The organism is Pseudomonas sp. M47T1, assembly GCF_000263855.1.
Classification (GTDB): Bacteria; Pseudomonadota; Gammaproteobacteria; order Pseudomonadales; family Pseudomonadaceae; genus Aquipseudomonas.
The window spans coordinates 53550-75681 of the sequence record NZ_AJWX01000002.1; the positions used below are offsets into that span (position 1 = coordinate 53550).

A 22132-nucleotide genomic window follows, 5' to 3' on the forward strand; every position below is an offset into this window, starting at 1 on the left:
ACCCATGAACGGCGCGACGCTTCGTCATCAGCAACCCGTACCCGGCCGCAGCAAGCCGGTGCCCCGTGGCGCCAGCCGAATGGTGGCGCAGGAGCCCATGGGCGCACGGGTACGCAAGGCCAATTTCAGCTTCTTGAAGAAGCTGTTCTGGCCGGTGCTGCTGGTGGTACTGGGCGTCGGCACCTACGAGGGCGCCATTTACCTGATGCCCTACGCCGACCGGCCGATCACCAAGATCAACGTGCAGGGCGACCTGAGCTACATCAGCCAGCAAGCGGTGCAGCAGCGCATTGCCCCGTACGTGGCGTCGACCTTCTTTACCATCGACCTGGCCAGCATGCGCACCGAGCTTGAACAGATGCCGTGGATCGCCCACGCCGAAGTTCGCCGGGTGTGGCCTGACCAGGTCGTGATCCGGCTGGAAGAGCAACTGCCGGTGGCCCGTTGGGGGGACTCGGCGTTGCTCAACAACCAGGGCGAGGCGTTCGCGCCGCGCGAGTTGGCCAACTATGAGCACCTGCCGCAGCTGTTCGGGCCGCAACGTGCCCAGCAACAGGTCATGCAGCAGTACCAGGTGTTGAGCCAGATGTTGCGGCCGATGGGTTTCTCCATCGCCCGGCTGGAGCTGCGCGAGCGTGGCAGCTGGTTCCTCACCACCGGCGCAGGCAACTCGGGGCCCGGCATCGAGCTGTTGCTGGGGCGTGACCACCTCGTCGAGAAGATGCGCCGCTTCATTGCCATTTACGACAAAACACTGAAAGACCAGATCACGAATATCGCGCGCATCGACCTGCGTTACGCCAACGGCCTGGCCGTCGGCTGGCGGGAACCGAATGCGCAGCCGACGGCCCAACCCGCCGTCGCGAAGAATTAAGAAGAGGCAGGACCATGGCAAACGTGCAAAGCGGGAAAATGATCGTCGGTCTGGATATCGGCACCTCCAAGGTGGTGGCGCTGGTATGCGAAGTCGCGGATGACGGTTCGCTGGATATCGTCGGGATCGGTACCCACCCCTCGCGTGGCCTGAAGAAGGGCGTGGTGGTGAATATCGAGTCGACCGTGCAGTCGATCCAGCGCGCGGTGGAAGAGGCCCAGCTGATGGCGGGCTGCCGTATCCACTCGGCATTCGTCGGCATCGCCGGCAACCACATCCGCAGCCTCAACTCCCACGGCATCGTCGCTATCCGCGATCGTGAAGTGAGCAGCGCGGACCTGGAGCGTGTACTCGATGCCGCCCAGGCCGTGGCCATCCCGGCCGACCAACGGGTTTTGCACACCCTGCCGCAGGACTACTCCATCGACAACCAGGAGGGCGTTCGCGAGCCCCTGGGCATGTCGGGCGTGCGCCTGGAAGCCAAGGTCCACGTGGTGACCTGCGCCGTCAACGCCGCGCAGAATATTGAAAAGTGCGTACGCCGCTGCGGCCTGGAAATCGACGACATCATCCTCGAGCAGTTGGCCTCGGCCTACTCGGTGCTGACCGACGACGAGAAAGAGCTGGGCGTGTGCCTGGTGGACATCGGTGGCGGCACCACCGACATCGCCATCTTCACCGAAGGCGCCATTCGTCACACGGCGGTCATCCCGATTGCTGGCGACCAGGTCACCAACGACATCGCCATGGCCCTGCGCACGCCGACCCAGTACGCCGAAGAAATCAAGATTCGCTACGCCTGCGCCCTGGCCAAGCTGGCCGGTGCCGGTGAAACCATCAAGGTGCCAAGCGTGGGCGACCGTCCGCCGCGCGAGCTGTCGCGCCAGGCCCTGGCCGAAGTGGTCGAGCCGCGCTACGACGAGCTGTTCACCCTGATCCAGGCCGAATTGCGCCGCAGCGGCTACGAAGACCTGATCCCCGGCGGCATCGTGCTGACCGGCGGCACGTCGAAGATGGAAGGCGCGGTGGAACTGGCCGAAGAGATTTTCCACATGCCGGTGCGCCTGGGCGTACCGCATTCGGTTCGCGGGCTTGCCGATGTTGTGCGCAACCCGATTTATTCCACCGGTGTGGGCTTGCTGATGTACGGGCTGCAGAAGCAGAACGATGGCACCACCCTGACCGGGTTGAGTAACAGCAACAGCTACGGCGATGAACCCAAGGCTCCTGTGCTGGAACGCTTAAAACGTTGGGTTCAAGGCAATTTCTAAGTTTCAAGGTTTCAGATTCAACGGCAGTAGTAGGCGCTAAAACTAGAGAAATGAAAGGAGAGGGAACATGTTCGAACTTGTAGACAACATCCCGCAAAGCCCGGTAATCAAGGTTATCGGTGTGGGTGGTGGCGGCGGCAACGCTGTCAATCACATGGTCAAGAGCAACATCGAAGGCGTCGAGTTCATCTGCGCCAACACCGATGCTCAAGCCCTGAAGAACATTGGTGCGCGCACCATCCTGCAACTGGGCACCGGTGTCACCAAGGGCCTGGGCGCTGGCGCCAACCCTGAAGTGGGCCGCCAGGCCGCGCTGGAAGACCGCGAGCGTATCGCCGAGGTGCTGGTTGGCACCAACATGGTCTTCATCACCACCGGCATGGGTGGCGGTACCGGTACCGGTGCTGCGCCGATCATTGCCGAAGTGGCCAAGGAAATGGGCATCCTGACCGTTGCGGTCGTGACCCGTCCGTTCCCGTTCGAAGGCCGCAAGCGCATGCAGATCGCCGATGAGGGCATCCGTGCGCTGAGCGAAAGCGTCGACTCGCTGATCACCATCCCCAACGAGAAGCTGCTGACCATCCTGGGCAAGGACGCCAGCCTGCTGTCGGCGTTCGCCAAGGCTGACGATGTACTGGCCGGTGCCGTTCGCGGTATCTCCGACATCATCAAGCGTCCAGGCATGATCAACGTCGACTTCGCCGACGTTCGCACTGTCATGAGCGAAATGGGCATGGCGATGATGGGTACTGGCTGCGCCAGCGGTCCGAATCGTGCGCGTGAAGCGACCGAGGCGGCCATTCGCAACCCGCTGCTCGAAGACGTCAACCTGCAGGGCGCCCGCGGCATCCTGGTCAACATCACCGCCGGTCCTGACCTGTCCCTGGGTGAGTACTCCGACGTGGGTAGCATCATCGAGGCGTTCGCGTCGGATCACGCCATGGTCAAGGTCGGTACTGTTATCGACCCGGACATGCGCGACGAGCTGCACGTGACCGTGGTTGCCACCGGCCTGGGTGCCAAGATCGAGAAGCCTGTGAAGGTCATCGACAACACCCTGCAAACCGCTTCCCAACAAGCAGTCGCCCAGCAGGCGCCCGTTCGTCAGGAACAGCCGTCGGTGAACTACCGCGACCTGGACCGTCCTACCGTGATGCGCAATCAGGCACACGCAGGCGCGGCACAGGCTGCCAAACTCAACCCGCAAGACGATCTGGACTACCTGGATATCCCGGCATTCCTGCGTCGTCAGGCTGATTGATGGAATTTATCAGGGCTATGAAGGTGATTGGTGTTCAGCAAAGGCCGGGTCTGCTATTATCGCCAGCCTTTGTTGATACCAGTTCGCAATTTGCGCTGAAGCGGCCAATGCCATGATTAAACAACGCACCCTGAAGAATATTATCCGTGCCACCGGTGTCGGCCTGCACTCTGGGGAGAAGGTATACCTGACCCTCAAGCCGGCTCCCGTGGATACTGGCATCGTTTTCTGTCGTGCCGACCTGGATCCAATGGTGCAGATTCCTGCGCGTGCGGAAAATGTCGGCGAGACCACGATGTCGACCACTCTGGTCAACGGCGATACCAAGGTAGACACGGTTGAGCACTTGCTCTCGGCCATGGCTGGCCTGGGCATCGATAACGCCTACGTCGAGCTCTCCGCGTCCGAAGTCCCGATCATGGATGGTAGTGCAGGACCCTTCGTATTCCTGATTCAATCTGCCGGCCTGGAAGAACAGGACGCAGCCAAGAAGTTCATCCGCATCCTGCGCGAAGTGACAGTGGAAGACGGCGACAAGCGCGCCACTTTCGTGCCATTCGACGGGTTCAAGGTGAGTTTCGAGATCGATTTCGATCACCCGGTATTCCGCAACCGCACCCAAAGCGCAAGCGTCGACTTTTCCAGCACGTCCTTCGTGAAGGAAGTCAGCCGCGCCCGCACCTTTGGTTTCATGAGTGACATCGAGTACCTGCGCAAGCACAACCTCGCACTCGGCGGCAGCGTTGAAAACGCCATTGTCGTGGACAAGGACGGCGTGCTGAACGAAGACGGTCTTCGCTACGAAGACGAATTCGTCAAGCACAAGATCCTCGATGCCATCGGTGACCTTTACCTGCTGGGCAACAGCCTGATTGGTGAGTTCCGTGGCTTCAAGTCCGGCCATGCGCTGAACAACCAGCTCCTGCGCAAGCTCATCGAGCAGAAGGATGCCTGGGAAGTGGTGACATTCGAAGATGCCAGTACGGCACCGATCTCTTACATGCGTCCCGTGGCGGCAGTGTAAGTCGAACACTCTCTTCTCTAGATGTTATTGAGGCCACCTTAGGGTGGCCTTTTTTATAGCCCTCACGAATGGCCAACAGGGCCAACGGCAAAAGCAAGATCACCACCCACGTCAAAAGCTGACAGCAACAGCAATGCCTTCAGGCTTTCGGCTTGCCCGCATGTGCCGCAAGACGCTCCAGCGCCGCCTTGAGCTTGGGGTCGGTGATGCCTTCGGCAATGGACTGCAGGCTCTCTGCCGCGCTGCTGGACAGGTCGAAGTTGCGCCCGGCCAAGCTGCGTTGCACGGTGCTTGGCCGCACCTGGAATTGAATCCGCGTCAGGCCTGCGAATTCGGGCAAGGCCTGCAGGTCGCGTAGCAGGCGTTTCTGCTGGTACCGCAACCTTGTAGCCCAATGGCCATCAGTGACAATAAGCAGCAGGTATCCCTCGCGCCACGACGCCACGTAGCAGTGTTCGCGCGCAGCCGGCTGCAGCTGGCTTTCGAACAATCGTTGCAGGTGCGCGAGGCGCTGGGCGTGGCCGAACAGCGCCTTGAGGGGCTTGGCCTCGCGCAGCAGAACGGCGGGCGCCCGGGCGGGGAGGGGGCGAAATGCCATGGGGGAAACCTGAAGTTACAGAGCCGCCATGGTAGCAGAAACCGCCTGTTTCGAGCCGCAATCACCCGTTCGGTTACATAACTTCTGCACTGGATGGGTTGAAGTTGAGAAAAAAGGCCTTATTGTAAAAAAGCCCCGTCAAAGCGCTGTGCCAGCATCGTGGAAATAACGCCACTTTCCTCCTCGCCGTTTCCGGGTAGAATGCTCGTTCGCATGCGGCCATGAGGGCTGCACGGGCGACTCACGGGGCCGCCCTCCATCCCTACGTGTGGAAGATCCTGCCGATATGTTTGCGCCTTTGTTAAAGAAACTTTTTGGAAGCAAGAACGAGCGTGAAGTCAAACGCATGCTCAAGACGGTACAGATCGTCAATGCCTTCGAAGAGCAAATGGTGGCCCTCTCGGACGAGCAGCTGCGCGCCAAGACCGAGGAGTTCAAGGCCCGCCTGGCAAAAGGCGAGACCCTCGACAAGCTTCTGCCAGAAGCCTTTGCGGTATGCCGCGAAGCAGGCAAGCGTGTCATGGGCATGCGCCACTTCGACGTCCAGCTCATTGGTGGCATGACGCTGCATGAAGGCATGATCGCCGAAATGCGCACCGGTGAGGGCAAGACTTTGGTCGCTACCCTGGCCGTGTACCTCAATGCACTGTCCGGCAAGGGCGTGCACGTGGTGACCGTCAACGACTACCTGGCTCGCCGCGACGCCAACTGGATGCGTCCGCTGTACGAATTCCTCGGTCTGTCCGTGGGCGTCGTCACGCCTTTCGCGCCGCCAGAAGAAAAACGCTCTGCCTACGCCGCCGACATCACCTACGGCACCAACAACGAGTTCGGTTTCGACTACCTGCGCGACAACATGGCCTTCAGCCTGGAAGAGAAGTTCCAGCGTGAACTGAATTTCGCCGTGATCGACGAAGTCGACTCCATCCTCATCGACGAAGCGCGTACGCCGCTGATCATCTCCGGCCAGGCCGAGGACAGCTCCAAGCTGTACACCGAGATCAACCGCCTTATCCCAAGCCTTGAGCAGCACATCGAGGAAGTGGAAGGCCAGGTCACCAAGGCCGGTCACTACACCGTGGACGAGAAAACTCGCCAGGTGGAAATGAACGAAGCCGGTCACCAGTTCGTCGAGGAAATGCTCACCCGCGTCGGCCTGCTGGCCGAAGGCGAAAGCCTGTATTCGGCGCACAACCTGGGCCTGTTGACCCATGTCTATGCCGGCCTGCGCGCACACAAGTTGTTCCACCGCAACGTCGAATACATTGTCCAGGACGGTCAGATCCTGCTGGTTGACGAGCACACCGGCCGTACCATGCCGGGCCGTCGCCTGTCCGAAGGCCTGCACCAGGCCATCGAGGCCAAGGAAAACCTGAACATCCAGGCCGAAAGCCAGACCTTGGCCTCGACCACGTTCCAGAACTATTTCCGCCTGTACAACAAGCTGTCCGGCATGACCGGTACCGCTGACACCGAGGCGTTCGAGTTCCACCAGATCTATACCCTGTCGGTCATGGTGATCCCGCCGAACAAGCCGCTGGCGCGTAAGGACTTCAACGACCTGGTCTACCTGACCGCGGATGAGAAGTACGCCGCCATCGTCACCGACATCAAGGAAAGCATGGCCCAGGGCCGTCCGGTCCTGGTGGGTACGGCCACCATCGAAACGTCCGAGCACATGTCCAGCCTGCTCAACAAGGAAGGCATCGAGCACAAGGTCCTGAACGCCAAGTTCCACGAAAAGGAAGCCGAGATCATCGCCCAGGCCGGCCGCCCAGGCGCGTTGACCATCGCCACCAACATGGCCGGTCGTGGTACCGACATCCTGCTGGGCGGCAATTGGGAAGTGGAAGTGGCTTCCCTGGAAGACGCCACCCCCGAGCAGATCGCCCAGATCAAGGCCGACTGGCAGAAGCGTCACCAGCAGGTGCTGGAGTCCGGCGGCCTGCACGTGATCGCCTCCGAGCGTCACGAATCGCGCCGTATCGACAACCAGCTGCGTGGCCGTGCCGGCCGTCAGGGTGACAGCGGTTCGAGCCGTTTCTACCTGTCGCTGGAAGACAGCCTGATGCGCATCTTCGCCTCTGACCGGGTGAAAAACTTCATGAAGGCCCTGGGCATGCAGTCCGGCGAGGCCATCGAGCATCGCATGGTGACCAACGCCATCGAGAAAGCGCAGCGCAAGGTTGAAGGCCGCAACTTCGATATCCGCAAGCAATTGCTGGAGTTCGACGACGTCGCCAACGAACAGCGTAAAGTGATTTACCATATGCGTAACAGCCTGCTGGCGGCCGAGAACATTGGCGACACCATCGCCGAGTTTCGCCAGGAAGTGCTGGACAGCACCGTCAGCGCCCACATTGCGCCACAGTCGCTTCCCGAGCAGTGGGATGTGGCTGGCCTGGAAGCGGCCCTGCTGAACGACTTCGGCGTGAAGCTGCCTATCCAGCAATGGCTGGACGAAGACGATCACCTGTACGAAGAAACCTTGCGCGAGAAGCTGCTGGCCGAGTTGCTGGCTGCCTACAACGACAAGGAAGAGCAGGCCAGCGCCGATGCCCTGCGTACGTTCGAGAAGCAGATCCTGCTGCGGGTGCTGGACGACCTGTGGAAAGATCACCTGCAGACCATGGACCACCTGCGTCACGGTATCCACCTGCGTGGCTATGCCCAGAAGAACCCGAAGCAGGAATACAAGCGCGAGTCGTTTACCCTGTTCCAGGAACTGCTGGACTCGATCAAGCGCGACACCATTCGCGTTCTGTCACACGTTCAGGTTCGCCGCGAAGACCCGGCCGAAGAAGAAGCACGCCTGCGCCGCGAGGCCGAGGAATTGGCCGCCCGCATGCAGTTCGAACACGCCGAGGCTCCTGGCCTGGACGCGCCGCAACTAGTAGCCGATGAGGGTGAAGACCTGGCCGTGGCCACCGCCCCGGTGCGCAACGACCAGAAGCTGGGCCGCAACGAACTGTGCTGGTGTGGTTCGGGCAAGAAGTTCAAGCACTGTCACGGCCAGATCAACTGACGATCCGGTTCTGACCTGAAACATCCGCGCCGCGACCGGCTTCCAGCCGTCGCGGCGTTTTTCCATCGTTAACGCCGTGTGTTGGAATACGGCGTCTGTATTTTCCAGGAGTGTTCTCATGGCTGTTGGTCTGGGTCCTTTGCCGACGTTGCACCCGGTTGCTGGTTTCGAGCTTGGCATCGCTTCGGCGGGCATCAAGCGCCCTGGGCGCAAGGACGTCGTGGTCATGCGCTGCGCCGAAGGTTCGAGTGTGGCCGGTGTGTTCACCCTGAACGCGTTTTGCGCCGCACCGGTGATCATCGCCAAGCAGCGCGTGCAGGGCACGGTGCGTTACCTGCTGACCAACACCGGCAATGCCAACGCCGGTACCGGCGAGCCTGGCCTGGTGGCTGCCGAGCGCACCTGCGCCAGCCTGGCCAAACTGACTGGCGTGGACGCCAGTGCCGTACTGCCGTTCTCCACCGGCGTGATCGGTGAGCCGCTGCCGGTCGAGAAGATCGAAGGCGCCCTGCAAGCGGCGCTGGACGACCTTTCGGTCGACAACTGGGCCGCTGCTGCCACTGGCATCATGACCACCGACACCTTGCCCAAGGGCGCCAGCCGCCAGTTCGTGATCGATGGTGTTACCATCACCGTCACCGGCATCAGCAAGGGTGCGGGCATGATTCGTCCGAACATGGCCACCATGCTGGGCTATATCGCCACCGACGCCAAGGTTGCCCCGGCGGTGCTCAAGGACCTGATCCTGGACGGCGCCAACAAGTCGTTCAACCGCATCACCATCGACGGTGACACCTCCACCAACGACTGCTGCATGCTGATCGCTACCGGCCAGGCCAACCTGCCGGAAGTCACCGAAGCCCGCGGCGCGTTGTTCGAAGCGCTGAAAAAGGCCGTGTTCGAAGTGTGCATGGAAGTGGCCCAGGCCATCGTCCGTGACGGCGAAGGCGCGACCAAGTTCGTGACCGTGCAGGTCAACGGTGGTGGTAATCATCAGGAGTGTCTGGACGTCGGTTATGCCGTGGCTCATTCGCCACTGATCAAGACCGCGCTGTTCGCCTCCGACCCCAATTGGGGCCGTATCCTGGCAGCCGTGGGCCGTGCCGGCGTGCCGAACCTGGACGTCAGCCTGATCGACGTGTACCTGGGCGAGGTGTGCATCGCCAGCCGTGGCGGCCGTTCGGCCACCTACACCGAAGAGCAGGGCTCGGCAGTGATGGCGCGTGAAGAAATCACCATTCGTATCGAACTGGGCCGTGGTGAGTGCAGCGAAACCATCTGGACCACCGACCTGTCCCACGAATACGTGAAAATCAACGCCGAATACCGTACGTAAGGCTTGATGTCTGCGTCGCTCCATTCCCGGGCACGGCCCGGTCCTACACGATTGCGCAATACCTGTAGTACCGGGCTTTGCCCGGGAATGGCGCGACGCGGTCCTAGGGAGGAACCGTGAAACGCATTCATGTAGCTGCCGCCGTCATCCGTGGCGCCGATAACCGTATCCTCATCGCTCGTCGGGCCGACACCCAGCACCAGGGTGGCCTGTGGGAGTTTCCTGGTGGCAAGGTCGAGGAGGGCGAGGGCGTACGCGCCGCGCTGTCCCGCGAGCTGGCCGAAGAGCTGGGCATCAGCGTCACCACGGCGCGCCCGTTGATCAAAGTGCAACACGACTACCCCGACAAGCAGGTGCTGCTGGACGTCTGGGAAGTCACCGCGTTCACCGGCGAGCCCCACGGTGCCGAAGGCCAGCCGCTGGCCTGGGTCACTGCCCGTGAGCTGCCCAATTACGAATTTCCCGAAGCCAACCGGCCGATCGTCAAGGCGGCGGGGCTGGCCAGTGAATACCTGATTACCCCCGAAGGCCTGGAAACGCCCGAGCTGCTGCGCGGCCTGCAAAAGGCCATCGCCCACGGCGCGCGCCTGGTGCAACTGCGTGCTCCCAACGGCTACGACCCGAAATACCGCGACCTGGCGGTGGATGCGGTGGGGTTGTGCGCGGGCAAGGCGCAATTGATGCTCAAGGGGCCGCTGGAGTGGCTGGGCGACTTCCCGTCGGCCGGCTGGCATCTTACGGCCGAACAGCTGCGCAAATACGCCAGCAAGGGCCGGCCATTCCCGCGCGAGCGGCTGTTGGCTGCGTCGTGCCATAACGCCGAAGAGCTGGCGCTGGCACAGCAGATGGGTGCTGACTTCGTCACCCTGTCGCCGGTGCAGGCCACCCAGACCCACCCCGACGCCCAGCCGCTGGGCTGGGACAAGGCGGCGCAATTGATCGCAGGCTTTACCTACCCAGTGTTTCTGCTCGGTGGCGTGGGCCCTGCGGACAAGGCGCGTGCCTGGGACATCGGCGCCCAGGGCGTGGCCGGCATCCGCGCGTTCTGGCCCGACGTCTAACCTGCGAGGTTGATGTCGGAGCTGCCGTCAGGCTGCGAGCCGGCCATCCGCCGCCAGGCTGCGAAGGCGCGCACAGCGTGCCCGCGATCGATATGACACCGCTGAAGGTCCTGCAGACCTTTTCGCAGCCTGCGGCAGCTCCGTGCGTCTTGCGATGGGGTGTATCAGGCATTGCCGGGGTGGTTCAGGGTTTTGCGGCAGGCTGCCAGAGGATTTCCGCCACGCCCTGGCGGCGGGCGATGATTCGCGCGGCCACGAACAGCAGGTCCGACAGCCGGTTGATGTAGGCCAAGCCCACGCCGCCCAGCGGCTCCACGGCATTCAAATGCTGGCAGCGGCGCTCGGCAGTGCGTGCCAGGCTGCGACACACGTGGGCCTGGGCAATCAACGCCGACCCACCCGGCAGGATGAAGTTTTCCAGCGGGCCGAGCTCTTCATTCCAAAGGTCGATCACCTGTTCCAGGCGCTCTACCTCAGCCGCGTTCAGCGCCTGGTAAGCCGGCATCGCCAACTCGCCGCCCAGGTCGAACAACCGATGCTGGCACGGCGCCAAGGCTTCCAGCACCTCGCTCAGGCGTGAGTCCTCGGCGCAGCCGGCCAGCAGCAGGCCTAGCTGGCTGTTGAGCGTGTCCACCTCGCCAATGGCTTCCACTCGGGGGTGGTCCTTGCCAACCCGGCGGCCGTCGCCCAGGCCGGTCTCGCCCTTGTCGCCGGTGCGGGTGTAGATCTTCGACAAGCGAAAGCCCATGTCTTATGTCTCCGAGGTCAAGAGGGTGGCCGGCACCGTACTGGCTGTAAGCGGCAGGCGCAAGGTGAAACAGGTGCCCAGGCCGGGCGTGGACTGTACCTCCATCTGGCCCTTGTGGTTGTTGGTGACGATGAAATAGGAAACCGACAGCCCCAGCCCCGTGCCCTGGCCAATCTCCTTGGTGGTGAAGAAGGGCTCGAAGGTGCGCTTGCGCACCTGTTCGGGCATGCCGATGCCGTTGTCTTCCACCTGTATTTCCGCCCACGGCGGGTTTAGCCGGGTGCGCAGGGTGATACGGCCGGCTTCGCTGCCTTCCGGACGTTGGTGAATGGCCTGGGCGGCGTTCTTCAGCAGGTTGAGCAACACTTGTTCAAGCTCGTTGGCCGTGCCGGGCACCGGCCCCAGGTTGGGGTCGAACTGGCGGATGATATTCTGGCCCTTGAAGTCGAAGCCGATGGCCAGGTCGAAGTCGTTGCCGGCGATTTCCACCGCCTGGTCGATCAGCGCCGGCAGGTCGCACGGCGCCAGTTGCCGATTGCTGCGGCGGCTGAAACTGAGCATGTGGGTAACGATCTTCGCCGCCCGGGCTCCGGCCTGCTGGATGCCGTCCAGCAGTTGCGGGATCTCGCGGTTATGCAGGTAGCGGTTCACCGTGGCCAGGTCGATGCCGGCTTCGGCGGCAGCTTCCAGGTTGCGTGCCAGCTCCGGTGACAGGCGCCGCCGCACGTTCTGCACGTTGTGCAGGATGGCGCCCAGCGGGTTATTGATCTCGTGGGCCATGCCTGCGGCCAGGCCGCCTACCGAGAGCATTTTCTCCGATTGCACCATCATTTCTTCCATGGACAGGCGCTGGCTGATGTCATCGATACGGATCACCACGCCGCGCCCGGCGCCGCCCATCAGCGGGTAGAACGTCAGGGCGTAATGGTGCGTGACGTCGTCCTTGACCCAGGTGACCCGTTCGATCTTGGCCACGGAGTGGCGTTCCACGGTGTTCTTCAGCTCCGGCAGGAACGGCTTCAGTGGCTCGAAGGCGAGGAAAATCGGCTGGTTCAGCGCCTCGTCCAGCGGGGTGCCAGACAGCGCGCTGGCCTCCTGATTCCACTGGGTGACGTACAACTGCTCGTCCAGGGCGATGAGTGCCGAGGGCATGGAGTCGATGATGCTGTTGAGGTAGTTCTGGAACCCCGTGAGTTTTTTCTCGATCTTGCTGCGCACCTGCACTTCCAGTTCCAACTTGCGGTTGGTGTGCCGGGTTTCTTCCGCCAGGCCCTGGGCCTGGTCATAGGCGGCCTGGGAGTCGTCGCGGGCACGCTTGAGTTGCTGCTCGCGGGCTTCGATGCGCGACAGCATGGTGTTGAAGGCCTCGGCCAGGCTGCCGATTTCGTCGTGGTTGCCAGGGGCGGCGCGCAGGGCGTAGTTCTCTTCGCGCGTCACCTGGCGTGACAGTTCTTCCAACTGGTAGATGGGCTTGGTGATCAGGCGCTTGATCTGGCGCGCGATCACCAGCCACAGCAGCACGCTGAACACCAGAATGCCCAGGCTGGCGGTGAGAGTGCCGGTGTAGAAGGCCATGGGCAGTTCGCTGCTGGCTACCAGCAGCAGGTGGCCAGGCGGTTTGCCGCTGCGAGGCAGGTTCACCAGCTGGGTGCTGCGAAATTCGATCTGGCGCCACTTTTCCATGTTTCGGTAATGCTCGGGCACCTTGAGTTGCTGGCCATGCTGCAGTTGTGCGAGCAATTTGCCGTCGGTGTCGTACACCGCTGCCGCGCGCAGGGGCGAATAGCTGTTGAGCTCCTCCAGCAGGGCCTGGGCGCTTTGCGGCGAGTCCAGCGCCTCGATGGCCAGGGCCGGGTTGGTGACAAGCTTGCCGATGGTCTGCAGTGCCTGGGGGGCCATGCTTTCCTGGGAGATCCAGTAGGCCGCGCTGATGAAGGTCAGGTTGGCCACCAACAGCACGGTGGTCAGCAGGACCAGCAGGGCGGCGAGCAGTTTCTGCCCCACCGGCAGGTTTTCAAGGCGCTGGCGCAATGGCATCGACGAGTCCGTCTTTCGGGAAAGGGCGTTCAGCCTTGAGTGTATCAAAGCGCAGGGGTGCCTTCAGACGCTGGGCAGGCCGGCGGCCTGCAGATGTTGGACCAGGCGCGCATGCAGTTGTTTCAAGTGCGGCAGGCTGCGCTGATGGCGCACGGCCGCGGCGCAGGCATAGCCCAGCAGGTAGCTGATCTCGGTGCGCCGGCCCTGGCTGACGTCCTGGTGCATGGAGGAGAAGTTCGCCGTCGTCGCCTGAATCACCCGCAGCACTTCGCCGTGCAGGTCCACAGCGGCCTCGGGCTGGCCACAGTGCTCCAGCAGTTCGGCCAGTTCGGCGCACAGGGTGGCGATTTGCGCCGGATGCTGTTGCAGGTCGCCATTACGGCAGTCATGCAACACGGTCAGCGGGTTGATGGCGCAGTTGAGTGCCAGCTTGCGCCACAGCCGTGTGAGGATGTCAACGGTCCACTGGTGGGGAATGCCGCTGGCGGTCAATTCGTCGAGCCAGCCCGGCGCGGCCGGGTTGGCCGGGTCGCCGAGCCAGGTGAAACCGTGGCCGGCGAAGGTCACCTGCCAGTCCCTGGCACGAAACGCCCCCTCGGTGCTGGAGGCGAAGATACAACGCGCCTGGGGCACCGCCGCGGCTACGGCGGCCTGGCTGCCCAGGCCGTTCTGCAACAGGATCACTTCGGCGCCCGGGGCCAGGCGCGGGCCAAGGCGGGCCACCACGTGTTCGGCGTCATAGGCCTTGCAGGCCACCAGCAGGCGCTGAATGGGCGCCTGGCTGTCGAAGGTTTCGGCGGCCAGCGGGTAAAGCTGGGTCTTGTCCTGCTCGATCAGGGTCAGGCCACCTGCGGCCTGGTAACTGCGCAGCCGCGAGGCGTCGCGCAGTATCAGTGTCACGGGCAATCCCTGGCGGGCCAAGCGGCACGCCCACAGAGTGCCCAGGCTGCCGGCGCCCAGCACATGCCAGGGCAGCGCGGCCATCAGCCGCGCACCGGCAGGCGCTTGGCGCTGACCAGGCCGCTGTCGTAGGACTGGCCAAGCAACGCCCGGGCTTCGTCGAACAGTGCTTGCGGCGTTTGCGGCAGGCTTTTGCCGTCGGCACCAATCAGGCTGATGCCGGCCACCACGTCGATGGCGCCGCTGCTGGTCATGAAGGCCTTGAGGTTCAAGCCGTCATGCAGGCGCTTGAAGCTGCTGGGCGCACATTCCTGCAAGTCTGCTGGCAGGGTCAGCAAAACGAAGTGCTGGTCGTCCAGGCGGCCGAGCACGTCCAGCGGCCGCACCATCTGTTGCAGACGCCTGGCCACGCCTTGCAGCAGTTCGTCGTAGCGGTCGGTGCCGTGTTCGCGCTGCAACTGGTCGGCGTTTTGCAGGCCAATCAGCAGGTAGCACAGGGCGCCGCCCCGGGCCTGGATCTGGCGCAGGCTGTCGGTGAGTTTCTGGCGCAGGTAGCGGGCGTTGCCAAGGCCGGTGAGCGAGTCCACCAGGTTGCGCTGTTCCAGGCTGGCGATGTTCTGGCGCAGCAGGCTGTTTTCCTGGCGCAGGCGCTGCACGATGTTGTACAGGCGCTCGGCGGCATGCAGGCGGGCGGGCAGCAGCTCGGCCAGGGCGTTGGGCGCGATAACGTCGTCGATGCCCAGGTCGGCAGTGTCGTCCAGCAGTTCGCTGGCGTTGCGCTCGCTGATCAGCAGGATGTAGGTGTAGTGCTCGCCCATTTCGTCGAACTGGCGCACCCGTGACGCCAACGCCAGGCCCGGTTCGCCTTCGAGCAGCATCAGGCTGGCCGGCTGCTGTTCCTGGCGGGCCAGGGCGTCGGCGTGGGTGCAGTAGCGCACGTCCTGGCAACCGGCGTGGTGCAGCAGTGTTGTCAGCGTCGCGGCCCTTTCGGGATCATCCTGGACCAGCACAATGCTCAAATTCGGGTTCGGCATACGCGACTCACGTGAGGAGGAAGGACAATCTGCCACTGCCTGGGTCGAACTTCGCACAGGAAGGGGCGTTGTGCGGTGCTGGCAACCGTTATAATGACCTCGCATTTTAACCGTCAAGCCAGGCGTGCTCCATCTTTACCGAGCTGCGCCATTTTTTTTGGAGAATTTTACATGCCCTCGTTCGACGTAGTGTCCGAGCTGGACAAGCACGAAGTGACCAACGCGGTTGAAAACGCGGTCAAGGAACTGGACCGTCGCTATGACCTGAAAGGCAAAGGCACCTTCGAATTCAAGGAGTTGACCGTCACCCTGACCGCCGAGGCCGAATTCCAGCTCGAAGCCATGATCGAGATCCTCAAGCTGGCCCTGGTCAAGCGCAAGCTCGACGTCAAGTGCCTGGAAGTGAAGGACGCCTATGCCTCGGGCAAAGTGATGAAGCAGGAAGCCAGCCTGCGCGAAGGCATCGACAAGGAACTGGCGAAAAAAATCGTCGCCCACATCAAGGACGCCAAGCTCAAGGTGCAGGCCGCCATCCAGGGCGAGCAAGTGCGGGTTACCGGCAAGAAACGCGACGACTTGCAAGAGGCCATCGCCGCGCTGCGGGCCAAGGAATTCGACATGCCGCTGCAGTTCAACAACTTTCGCGACTGATTGGCGGGGGGACGTTGCCGGGAACCTGTGGGGGGACCGCGGCGTCCCACTCCCGTGGCGCGGGTGAATCGATTGCGCCAACCGGCATTAGGAGAGCCTTATGGATGTAAACGCAGAAGTGGATCAACTCGTCCAGAAGTCCCAGACCTGGGTTCCGATGATCATGCAGTACAGCAGCCGCGTGCTGCTGGCGGTGGTGACCCTGACCGTAGGCTGGTGGCTGATCAACCAGTTGACCGCACGCGTGGGCAAGCTGTTGGCCATGCGTCATGCCGACCTGGCCCTGCAGGGCTTCATCAGCAGCCTGGCAAACATTGCGCTGAAGGTGATGCTGATTGTCAGCGTGGCGTCGATGATCGGCATCGAGACCACTTCCTTCGTGGCCGCCATTGGTGCTGCCGGCCTGGCCATTGGCCTGGCGCTGCAGGGCAGCCTGGCGAACTTCGCCGGTGGCGTGCTGATTCTGCTGTTCCGCCCGTTCCGCATTGGCGACTGGATCGAAGCCCAGGGCGTGCAGGGCACCGTGGACAACATCATGATCTTCCACACCGTGCTGCGCACCGGTGACAACAAGACCGTGATCCTGCCCAACGGCCCGCTGTCCAATGGCATCATCACCAACACCAACCGTCAGCCCACGCGCAAGATCACCTACGACATTGGCGTGGACTACGATGCCGACCTGCAGAAGGCCCGGGAAATTCTCCTGGACCTGGCCAAGGATCCGCGCGTGCTGGAAAGCCCGGCACCGGAAGCCGTGGTTGCCGCGCTGGGCGACAGCGCCATCACTGTGTCGTTACGCATGTGGGTGAATACGTCGGACATGGGCGGGGTCACCAACATGATCAACGCCGAGATCCGCGACCGGTTGCGTGCCGCGAACATCGACATCCCGTTCCCGCAGCGCGTGGTGCGCGTGGTGTCGGAACCCGCGCAGTAAACAAAAAAAGGGAGATCGAATGATCTCCCTTTTTTACGGACACCGGCGGTTTGGGCCCCAACGGTCTTGTGGGAGCGGGTTCTACCCGCGAAAAGAGCACCGCGCAGTGCCTGTCACCCTGCGTTGTCTGTTTCGCGGGCAGAGCCCGCGCCCACAGGAGCAGTAACGGTTACGATTTGTCTGCTGCAGTCTCTTGTTCTACCGCTTCCATGCGGTTGCCACGGCTTTCCTGATGCCAGTGCAAGGCAATCAGGAACAGCGTGGGCACGCCCAGCACAGCGGTGATCAGGAAGAAGTTGTGGTAGCCGAACTTCTCCACCATCACCCCTGAATAACCACCGATCAGGCGCGGCAACAGCAGCATGATGGAGCTGAGCAGCGCGTATTGCGTGGCCGAGAACTTCAGGTTGGTAAGGCTCGACAGGTAGGCCACGAACGCCGAGGTGGCCATGCCTGAACTGAAGTTGTCCAGCGAGATGGTCACGATCAGCATCTTCAGGTTCGGGCCCATGTCCGCCAGCATCAGGAACAGCAGGTTGGTGCCCGCCGACGCCACGCCGCCGACGAACAGGATCGGCAGGATGCCGAACCGCACAATCAACAGGCCGCCCACCCCCGCCCCCAGCAATGTCATCACCAGGCCAAAGATCTTGCTGACGCTGGCGATCTGGTCCTTGGTGAAGCCCTGATCGATGTAGAACACGTTGGCCATGACGCCCATGACCGTGTCGGACATGCGGTACGTGGCAATCAGGCCCAGCAGCAGCAACGCCTGCCAACGGTAGCGCACCACGAAGTCGCTGACCGGGGTCAGTACTGGCGCCAGGCCTCGACGGCCCATGGACGACAGGCACAGCGCAGTGAGGATGATGTAGAGAATGGCGCGCAGGAAGGCGCGGTCGGTCAGCAGCAGGTCCACCAGGCTTTCGCCGTGGAAGATCACGCTGGCGAAGTCAGTGTTGTACAACTGGGTGAACATTGCCGGCACCGAGATCAGCAGAATGATCAGCACGAACACCGACATCAGTTGATGGCCGAACTTGTAGCGCCCAGCCGACAGTTGGGTGCGCAGTGGCACGGCCGGCTCGCGCATGACCAGTGTGGTGATCAGCGCGGGCACCATCAGCACCCCGAACAGCATGTAGGTACCGGCCCAGGCCTTGTGCATGTAGGCATAGCCGGTGGAACCGAAGGCCTCGGCGAAGAACAGCGCGCCGGCGGTGGCCAGCAGCGCGGCGATGCGGTAGCCGGCCATGTAGCTGGCGGCCAGGGCGGCCTGGGTGTTGTCTTCGGCTATTTCCAGGCGATAGGCGTCTACGGCGATGTCTTGTGTCGCCGAGGCGAAAGCCACCATCACCGCAATGGCAATCAGCCAGGACAGGTGCTTTTGCGGGTCGCAGAAACTCATGCCGATCAGGCCGATGATCACCAGCGACTGGGCCAGCACCAACCAGGAGCGGCGACGGCCCATCCTGGCCAGGAATGGCAGGCGCCATTGGTCCAGCAGGGGCGACCATACCCATTTGAAGGCATAGGCCAGGCCGATCAGGCTGGCATAGCCGATGGTCTCGCGGGCAACGCCGGCTTCACGCAGCCAGACGGAGAGGGTGGAGAACACCAGCATGTACGGAAGGCCGGCGGCGAAACCGAGCAGCAACAGGACAAGCGTCGAAGGGCTGGCATATGCGGCGAGCGCGGCGCGCCAGGTTTTACGGGGCATGGGCTGGAATCTGCCTCAGTTTACGAAAACAAAGCGCGCACTCTAACCGTTAGGGTCCATGGGGCGCCAGCCATGGCGACGGATATCCACGCGATTATTCATGAAATTAACGCCTTCGGCGCGTAAACGCGCCCGCTGCTCTTCACCGCCGACGGTTCCGGCAGCCAGACTTATCCGACCACCGGCACCTATAACCCGGTGCCAAGGCAGTTGGCTGCCCTCCGGCAACTGGCTCAAGGTGCGCCCCACCCAGCGCGCAGTGCGCACCAGGCCGGCCATGTCGGCCAGTTGGCCGTAGGTCACGACCTTGCCTTCAGGCACTTGGGAAAGCACCGTGTACAACGCCGTTCGGCGTTCTGCCGCCGCATCGATGGGCACATTGTCACCAAATTGTTGCAATTGATTTATGAACTCATCTGTCATTTGCCGGTCAGTCCTTGCGCAAAGGCCATCCATGTGGATGATGCCCGATTTCCTCCGAAAACCTGAGCCCGAATCTGCTTATGCTGTCCAGAACCCTGTTGTGCCTTGCCATCGCCAGCGCCTCAACCACCGCCCTCGCCGACACTGTCTGGATGAAGAACGGCGACCGCCTGACCGGCAAGATCACCGTGTTCGACGGCGGCAAATTGATGCTCGATACCCCCTACGGTGGCTCCATCGCCCTGGACTGGAAACAGGTCAAGACGCTGGAAAGCGACCAGGAACTGCTGGTCAAGCAGGATGCCTACACCGGCGAGAAAGCCAAGTCGCTGAAAGCCTCGGACGACGGCAAGGTCACCTTGCAGAACGGCGAGGCGCCCAAGACCGTCGAACTGGCCAGCATCCAGCAGATCATCAAGCCCAAACCGGTGGTGGGCGACTTGGTGTGGAAGGGCAACGTCGACGCAGCAGTGGACTTCCAGCGCGCCGACAGCGATACCGACGACTACAACCTGGCCTTCAAAACCTCTGCGCGCAGCGGCCGCTGGCGCCACACGGCGGACGCCGAGTACAACCGCGAGACCACCGACGAGGTGGTGGGTACCAATAACTGGAACGCCGAGTACGCGCTGGACCGCTTCATCACCGACAAGTGGTACTGGCAGGGCCGAGTCAACGTCAAGCGTGACTACGTGGAAGACCTGTCCAAGCAGCGCACCGTGGGTACCGGCCCTGGCTACCAGTTCTGGGACGACGAACTGGGGGCGTTTTCGCTGGGTTCGCTGCTCAACCACAGTACTTACGAATACTCTGACGGCGACAAGTCGGACTTCTACGCCGTGGGCTTGAAATGGTCTTACAACCGTTTCCTGATCGGCAAGACCTTCGAGTTCTTCACCAACGGCGAAGTGGGCAAGCCGCTCAGTGGCGTGGCCGACTACAGTCTGGATTCGGAAGTGGGCGTGCGCTACAAGGTCACCCAGTGGGCCTCGTTGAACCTCAAGTACGAGAAGGACATGGTCACCGGCTCCAGCAACGCCGACCTCAATACCAGCCGTTACACCGCCGGTATTGGCGTCACTTGGTAACCTTGCGGTAGCAGCGGCCCCGTAGCAGCTGCCGCATGGCGGCGCTGTCCTGTGTGTTCACGGAAGATATCCAGTGGGGCAGGGAGGGGCAGCGCAGCCTGACGGCGGCGGCTACAAAGCGCCGTTAGGCAGTGTTAACCTCTGCTGCATCCATTTGCCCCAAGGAGCCCAAGGTGAGCGCCAAACCCCTGCGACAGGCCCGTGAGCTGCTGCTCAAAGAGTATCGTGGCGTACTGTCCACCCACTCCAAGTCCATGCCCGGCTTTCCCTTTGGCTCCGTGGTGCCGTATTGCCTGGATGCCGACGGCAATCCGCTGATCCTGATCAGCCGCATTGCCCAGCACACGCACAACCTGCAGAAGGACCCCAAGTGCTCCTTGCTGGTGGGTGAGCGGGGCGCCGAGGACGTGCAGGCCGTTGGCCGCCTGACGGTACTGGCCCAAGCCCGTCAGTTGGAAGACCCGGCTGCCATCGAGGTCGCCGCCCAGCGTTATTACCGCTATTTCCCGGATTCTGCCAACTACCACAGCGCCCATGATTTCGATTTCTGGGTGCTGGAACCGGTACGCCATCGCTACATCGGCGGTTTCGGCGCCATTCATTGGTTGGACGAGGTCACGCTGGCCAATCCTTTTGTCGGCCAGGCCGAAACCGGCATGGTCGAGCACATGAATGCTGATCATGCCAAGGCCATCGCCCACTATGTTGAGCTGGCCGCGCTGCCCGCCCAGGAGCCGGCCCAGTTGGCCGGCGTCGACAGCGAAGGCATGCACCTGCGCATAGGCCAGGCACTGTACTGGTTGCCCTTTGAAAAGCCTTGTAACACTCCTTTGGAGGTGCGCCAGGCCCTGGTTTCGCTGGCTCACGCGCAGGCCTGGCCAACCGTTGGACAGGTCGAGGCTTGAATTCACGAAACATCGACGTCATCTAAGGTTAACTGGAAGTCGTTCTTCCGTAGAGGAAACCTAGATGCGTGCTTTTCTGTTGTTGTTCCTGCTCTTCCCGGTGCTGGAGCTCTTTGTCTTCTTTCAGGTCAGCGTGGCGATCGGGTTCTTCCCGGCGTTGGCGCTGATCATTGCCGGTTCCGCCCTGGGCGTGCTGGTGGTGCGGGTGGCCGGCTTGGCCACCGCCCTCAATGCCCGTCAAAGCCTTCAACGCGGTGAACTGCCCGCCGAGCAAGTGTTTCAGGGCCTGATGATGGCCGTGGGTGGCGGCCTGCTGCTGTTGCCCGGCTTCATCAGCGATGTGCTGGGCCTGTTGTGCCTGCTGCCGTTCACCCGCAAGCTGATCGGCAACAAGCTGCAGGCCAAGGCGCGCGCGCAGGCTTCGCGCCAGCGCTCGTTTGCCGAGGACCTGCAGCAGGGCGGGCGCACCTATGAAGGTCACGCCCGCGCCGCGGCCAACCACGCGGTAGGGCGTGAGCCTAACGTGATCGAAGGCGAATTCGAAAAACGCGACTGAGTCATCCCGCCTGGAAAGAAGGCCCTTCGGGGCCTTTTTTTTCGCCGGTCTGTAGCCGCTGCCGCAGGCCGCGCTGGCCGTCAGCCTCACTGAAGATATCCAGTGTCCCCAGGGGCCAGCGCAGGCTTGGGCGGCGGCTACAGGTTTGCGTAATCCGCAAAATTTTTTCTACCCAGCCCTTGTAATCGTCTCTTGCGACCTTATGTATGGGTCACCGCAAGGTTTCTGGCATTGCCAGACAATATTCCGCGGCTTGCACCGCAAGCCGCGACCGGCCCCGCCGGATGAAACCAGAACGCCGGTACGACACCGGCCGCTGAAAACCATAATTAGGAGAGATCGACAATGAAGCTTCGTCCTCTGCATGACCGCGTCGTTATCCGTCGCAGCGAAGAAGAAAAGAAAACCGCTGGCGGTATCGTTCTGCCAGGTTCGGCTGCCGAGAAAGCCAACAGTGGTGAAGTCATCGCGGTCGGTACCGGCCGAGTGCTGGACAACGGTGAAGTGCGTCCGCTGGCCGTGAAAGTAGGCGACAAGGTCGTGTTTGGCCCTTACTCCGGCAGCAACACTGTGAAAGTAGACGGCGAAGACCTGCTGGTGATGAGCGAGAACGAAATCCTCGCCGTCATCGAAGGCTGATAACCCCGCTGCTCTCCCTTTACTACCCAGTATTCAAGGAA

20 protein-coding genes are annotated in these 22132 nt (G+C 62.3%); 13 read left to right on the plus strand and 7 right to left on the minus strand.

The features are described 5' to 3' along the window. The first annotated feature begins 4 nt into the window (after positions 1-4). The 4 genes from PMM47T1_RS02225 (at position 5) to lpxC (ending at position 4430) form a co-directional block, all read left to right on the plus strand. A complete protein-coding gene (locus PMM47T1_RS02225; RefSeq protein ID WP_008365409.1) occupies positions 5-874 on the plus strand; it encodes a cell division protein FtsQ/DivIB in 870 nt (289 codons plus the stop codon). A 14-nt stretch (positions 875-888) separates the two neighbouring features. After that, complete coding sequence (gene ftsA / locus PMM47T1_RS02230; RefSeq protein WP_008365410.1) at positions 889-2145, plus strand: cell division protein FtsA; 1257 nt, start codon at positions 889-891, stop codon at positions 2143-2145. A 67-nt stretch (positions 2146-2212) separates the two neighbouring features. Next, the gene (gene ftsZ, locus PMM47T1_RS02235) at positions 2213-3406 is read left to right on the plus strand and encodes a cell division protein FtsZ (protein WP_008365411.1); all 1194 of its coding nucleotides are present in this window, start codon (positions 2213-2215) and stop codon (positions 3404-3406) included. 112 nt (positions 3407-3518) lie between these two features. Further along, the gene (gene lpxC / locus PMM47T1_RS02240) at positions 3519-4430 is read left to right on the plus strand and encodes a UDP-3-O-acyl-N-acetylglucosamine deacetylase (RefSeq protein ID WP_008365412.1); all 912 of its coding nucleotides are present in this window, start codon (positions 3519-3521) and stop codon (positions 4428-4430) included. Between the two features lie 139 nt (positions 4431-4569). On the opposite strand, the gene PMM47T1_RS02245 is transcribed toward lpxC, so the two are convergent. After that, the gene (locus PMM47T1_RS02245) at positions 4570-5028 is read right to left on the minus strand and encodes a DUF721 domain-containing protein (RefSeq protein WP_008365413.1); all 459 of its coding nucleotides are present in this window, start codon (positions 5026-5028) and stop codon (positions 4570-4572) included. A 286-nt stretch (positions 5029-5314) separates the two neighbouring features. Here PMM47T1_RS02245 and secA point away from each other — a divergent pair, with 286 nt between their 5' ends. From secA to PMM47T1_RS02260, 3 genes are all read left to right on the plus strand, one after another. Next, a complete protein-coding gene (secA, locus tag PMM47T1_RS02250) occupies positions 5315-8053 on the plus strand; it encodes a preprotein translocase subunit SecA (protein WP_008365415.1) in 2739 nt (912 codons plus the stop codon). A 118-nt stretch (positions 8054-8171) separates the two neighbouring features. Then, positions 8172-9389: a bifunctional glutamate N-acetyltransferase/amino-acid acetyltransferase ArgJ gene (gene argJ, locus PMM47T1_RS02255; RefSeq protein ID WP_008365417.1), complete on the plus strand. Its 1218-nt coding sequence runs from the start codon at positions 8172-8174 to the stop codon at positions 9387-9389. A gap of 116 nt (positions 9390-9505) precedes the next feature. Continuing rightward, entirely contained in the window at positions 9506-10450 is a 945-nt protein-coding gene (locus PMM47T1_RS02260) for a Nudix family hydrolase (RefSeq protein WP_008365419.1), read from the plus strand. Between the two features lie 184 nt (positions 10451-10634). Here the strand turns inward: PMM47T1_RS02260 and PMM47T1_RS02265 are convergent, their stop codons facing one another. The 4 genes from PMM47T1_RS02265 to PMM47T1_RS02280 form a co-directional block, all read right to left on the minus strand. Further along, positions 10635-11198, minus strand: a complete 564-nt coding sequence (locus PMM47T1_RS02265; RefSeq protein ID WP_008365420.1) for a cob(I)yrinic acid a,c-diamide adenosyltransferase — start codon at positions 11196-11198, stop codon at positions 10635-10637. A gap of 3 nt (positions 11199-11201) precedes the next feature. Continuing rightward, positions 11202-13235 (minus strand): sensor histidine kinase, encoded by a 2034-nt coding sequence (locus tag PMM47T1_RS02270; protein ID WP_008365422.1) that lies wholly within the window; start codon positions 13233-13235, stop codon positions 11202-11204. Positions 13236-13298: 63 nt separating this feature from the next. Next, positions 13299-14219, minus strand: a complete 921-nt coding sequence (locus tag PMM47T1_RS02275) for a putative 2-dehydropantoate 2-reductase (protein ID WP_008365423.1) — start codon at positions 14217-14219, stop codon at positions 13299-13301. Then, positions 14219-15169, minus strand: coding sequence for a GGDEF domain-containing protein (locus tag PMM47T1_RS02280; RefSeq protein WP_008365425.1), 951 nt, complete (start codon positions 15167-15169; stop codon positions 14219-14221). The genes PMM47T1_RS02275 and PMM47T1_RS02280 overlap by 1 nt, the downstream gene beginning before the upstream one ends. Before the next feature lie 171 nt (positions 15170-15340). On the opposite strand from PMM47T1_RS02280, the gene PMM47T1_RS02285 reads away from it, so the two are divergent. Then, the gene (locus PMM47T1_RS02285; RefSeq protein WP_008365426.1) at positions 15341-15820 is read left to right on the plus strand and encodes a YajQ family cyclic di-GMP-binding protein; all 480 of its coding nucleotides are present in this window, start codon (positions 15341-15343) and stop codon (positions 15818-15820) included. 100 nt (positions 15821-15920) lie between these two features. Beyond that, the gene (locus PMM47T1_RS02290; RefSeq protein WP_008365427.1) at positions 15921-16760 is read left to right on the plus strand and encodes a mechanosensitive ion channel family protein; all 840 of its coding nucleotides are present in this window, start codon (positions 15921-15923) and stop codon (positions 16758-16760) included. Between the two features lie 169 nt (positions 16761-16929). Here PMM47T1_RS02290 and PMM47T1_RS02295 read toward each other — a convergent pair whose 3' ends face one another. Together PMM47T1_RS02295 and PMM47T1_RS02300 are read right to left on the minus strand one after the other, a co-directional pair. Further along, entirely contained in the window at positions 16930-18480 is a 1551-nt protein-coding gene (locus PMM47T1_RS02295) for an AmpG family muropeptide MFS transporter (RefSeq protein ID WP_008365428.1), read from the minus strand. Between the two features lie 42 nt (positions 18481-18522). Then, on the minus strand, positions 18523-18903 hold the full coding sequence (locus tag PMM47T1_RS02300; protein WP_008365429.1) for an MGMT family protein: 381 nt from the start codon (positions 18901-18903) through the stop codon (positions 18523-18525). A gap of 80 nt (positions 18904-18983) precedes the next feature. Between PMM47T1_RS02300 and PMM47T1_RS02305 the strand changes: the two genes are divergently transcribed. From PMM47T1_RS02305 to PMM47T1_RS02320, 4 genes are all read left to right on the plus strand, one after another. After that, positions 18984-19991 (plus strand): DUF481 domain-containing protein, encoded by a 1008-nt coding sequence (locus PMM47T1_RS02305; protein ID WP_008365430.1) that lies wholly within the window; start codon positions 18984-18986, stop codon positions 19989-19991. Between the two features lie 173 nt (positions 19992-20164). Next, positions 20165-20896, plus strand: coding sequence for a HugZ family pyridoxamine 5'-phosphate oxidase (locus PMM47T1_RS02310; RefSeq protein WP_008365431.1), 732 nt, complete (start codon positions 20165-20167; stop codon positions 20894-20896). A gap of 64 nt (positions 20897-20960) precedes the next feature. Next, positions 20961-21452 (plus strand): FxsA family protein, encoded by a 492-nt coding sequence (locus PMM47T1_RS02315; RefSeq protein ID WP_008365432.1) that lies wholly within the window; start codon positions 20961-20963, stop codon positions 21450-21452. 345 nt (positions 21453-21797) lie between these two features. Next, a complete protein-coding gene (locus PMM47T1_RS02320) occupies positions 21798-22091 on the plus strand; it encodes a co-chaperone GroES (protein ID WP_008365433.1) in 294 nt (97 codons plus the stop codon). The last annotated feature ends 41 nt before the right edge of the window (positions 22092-22132 follow it).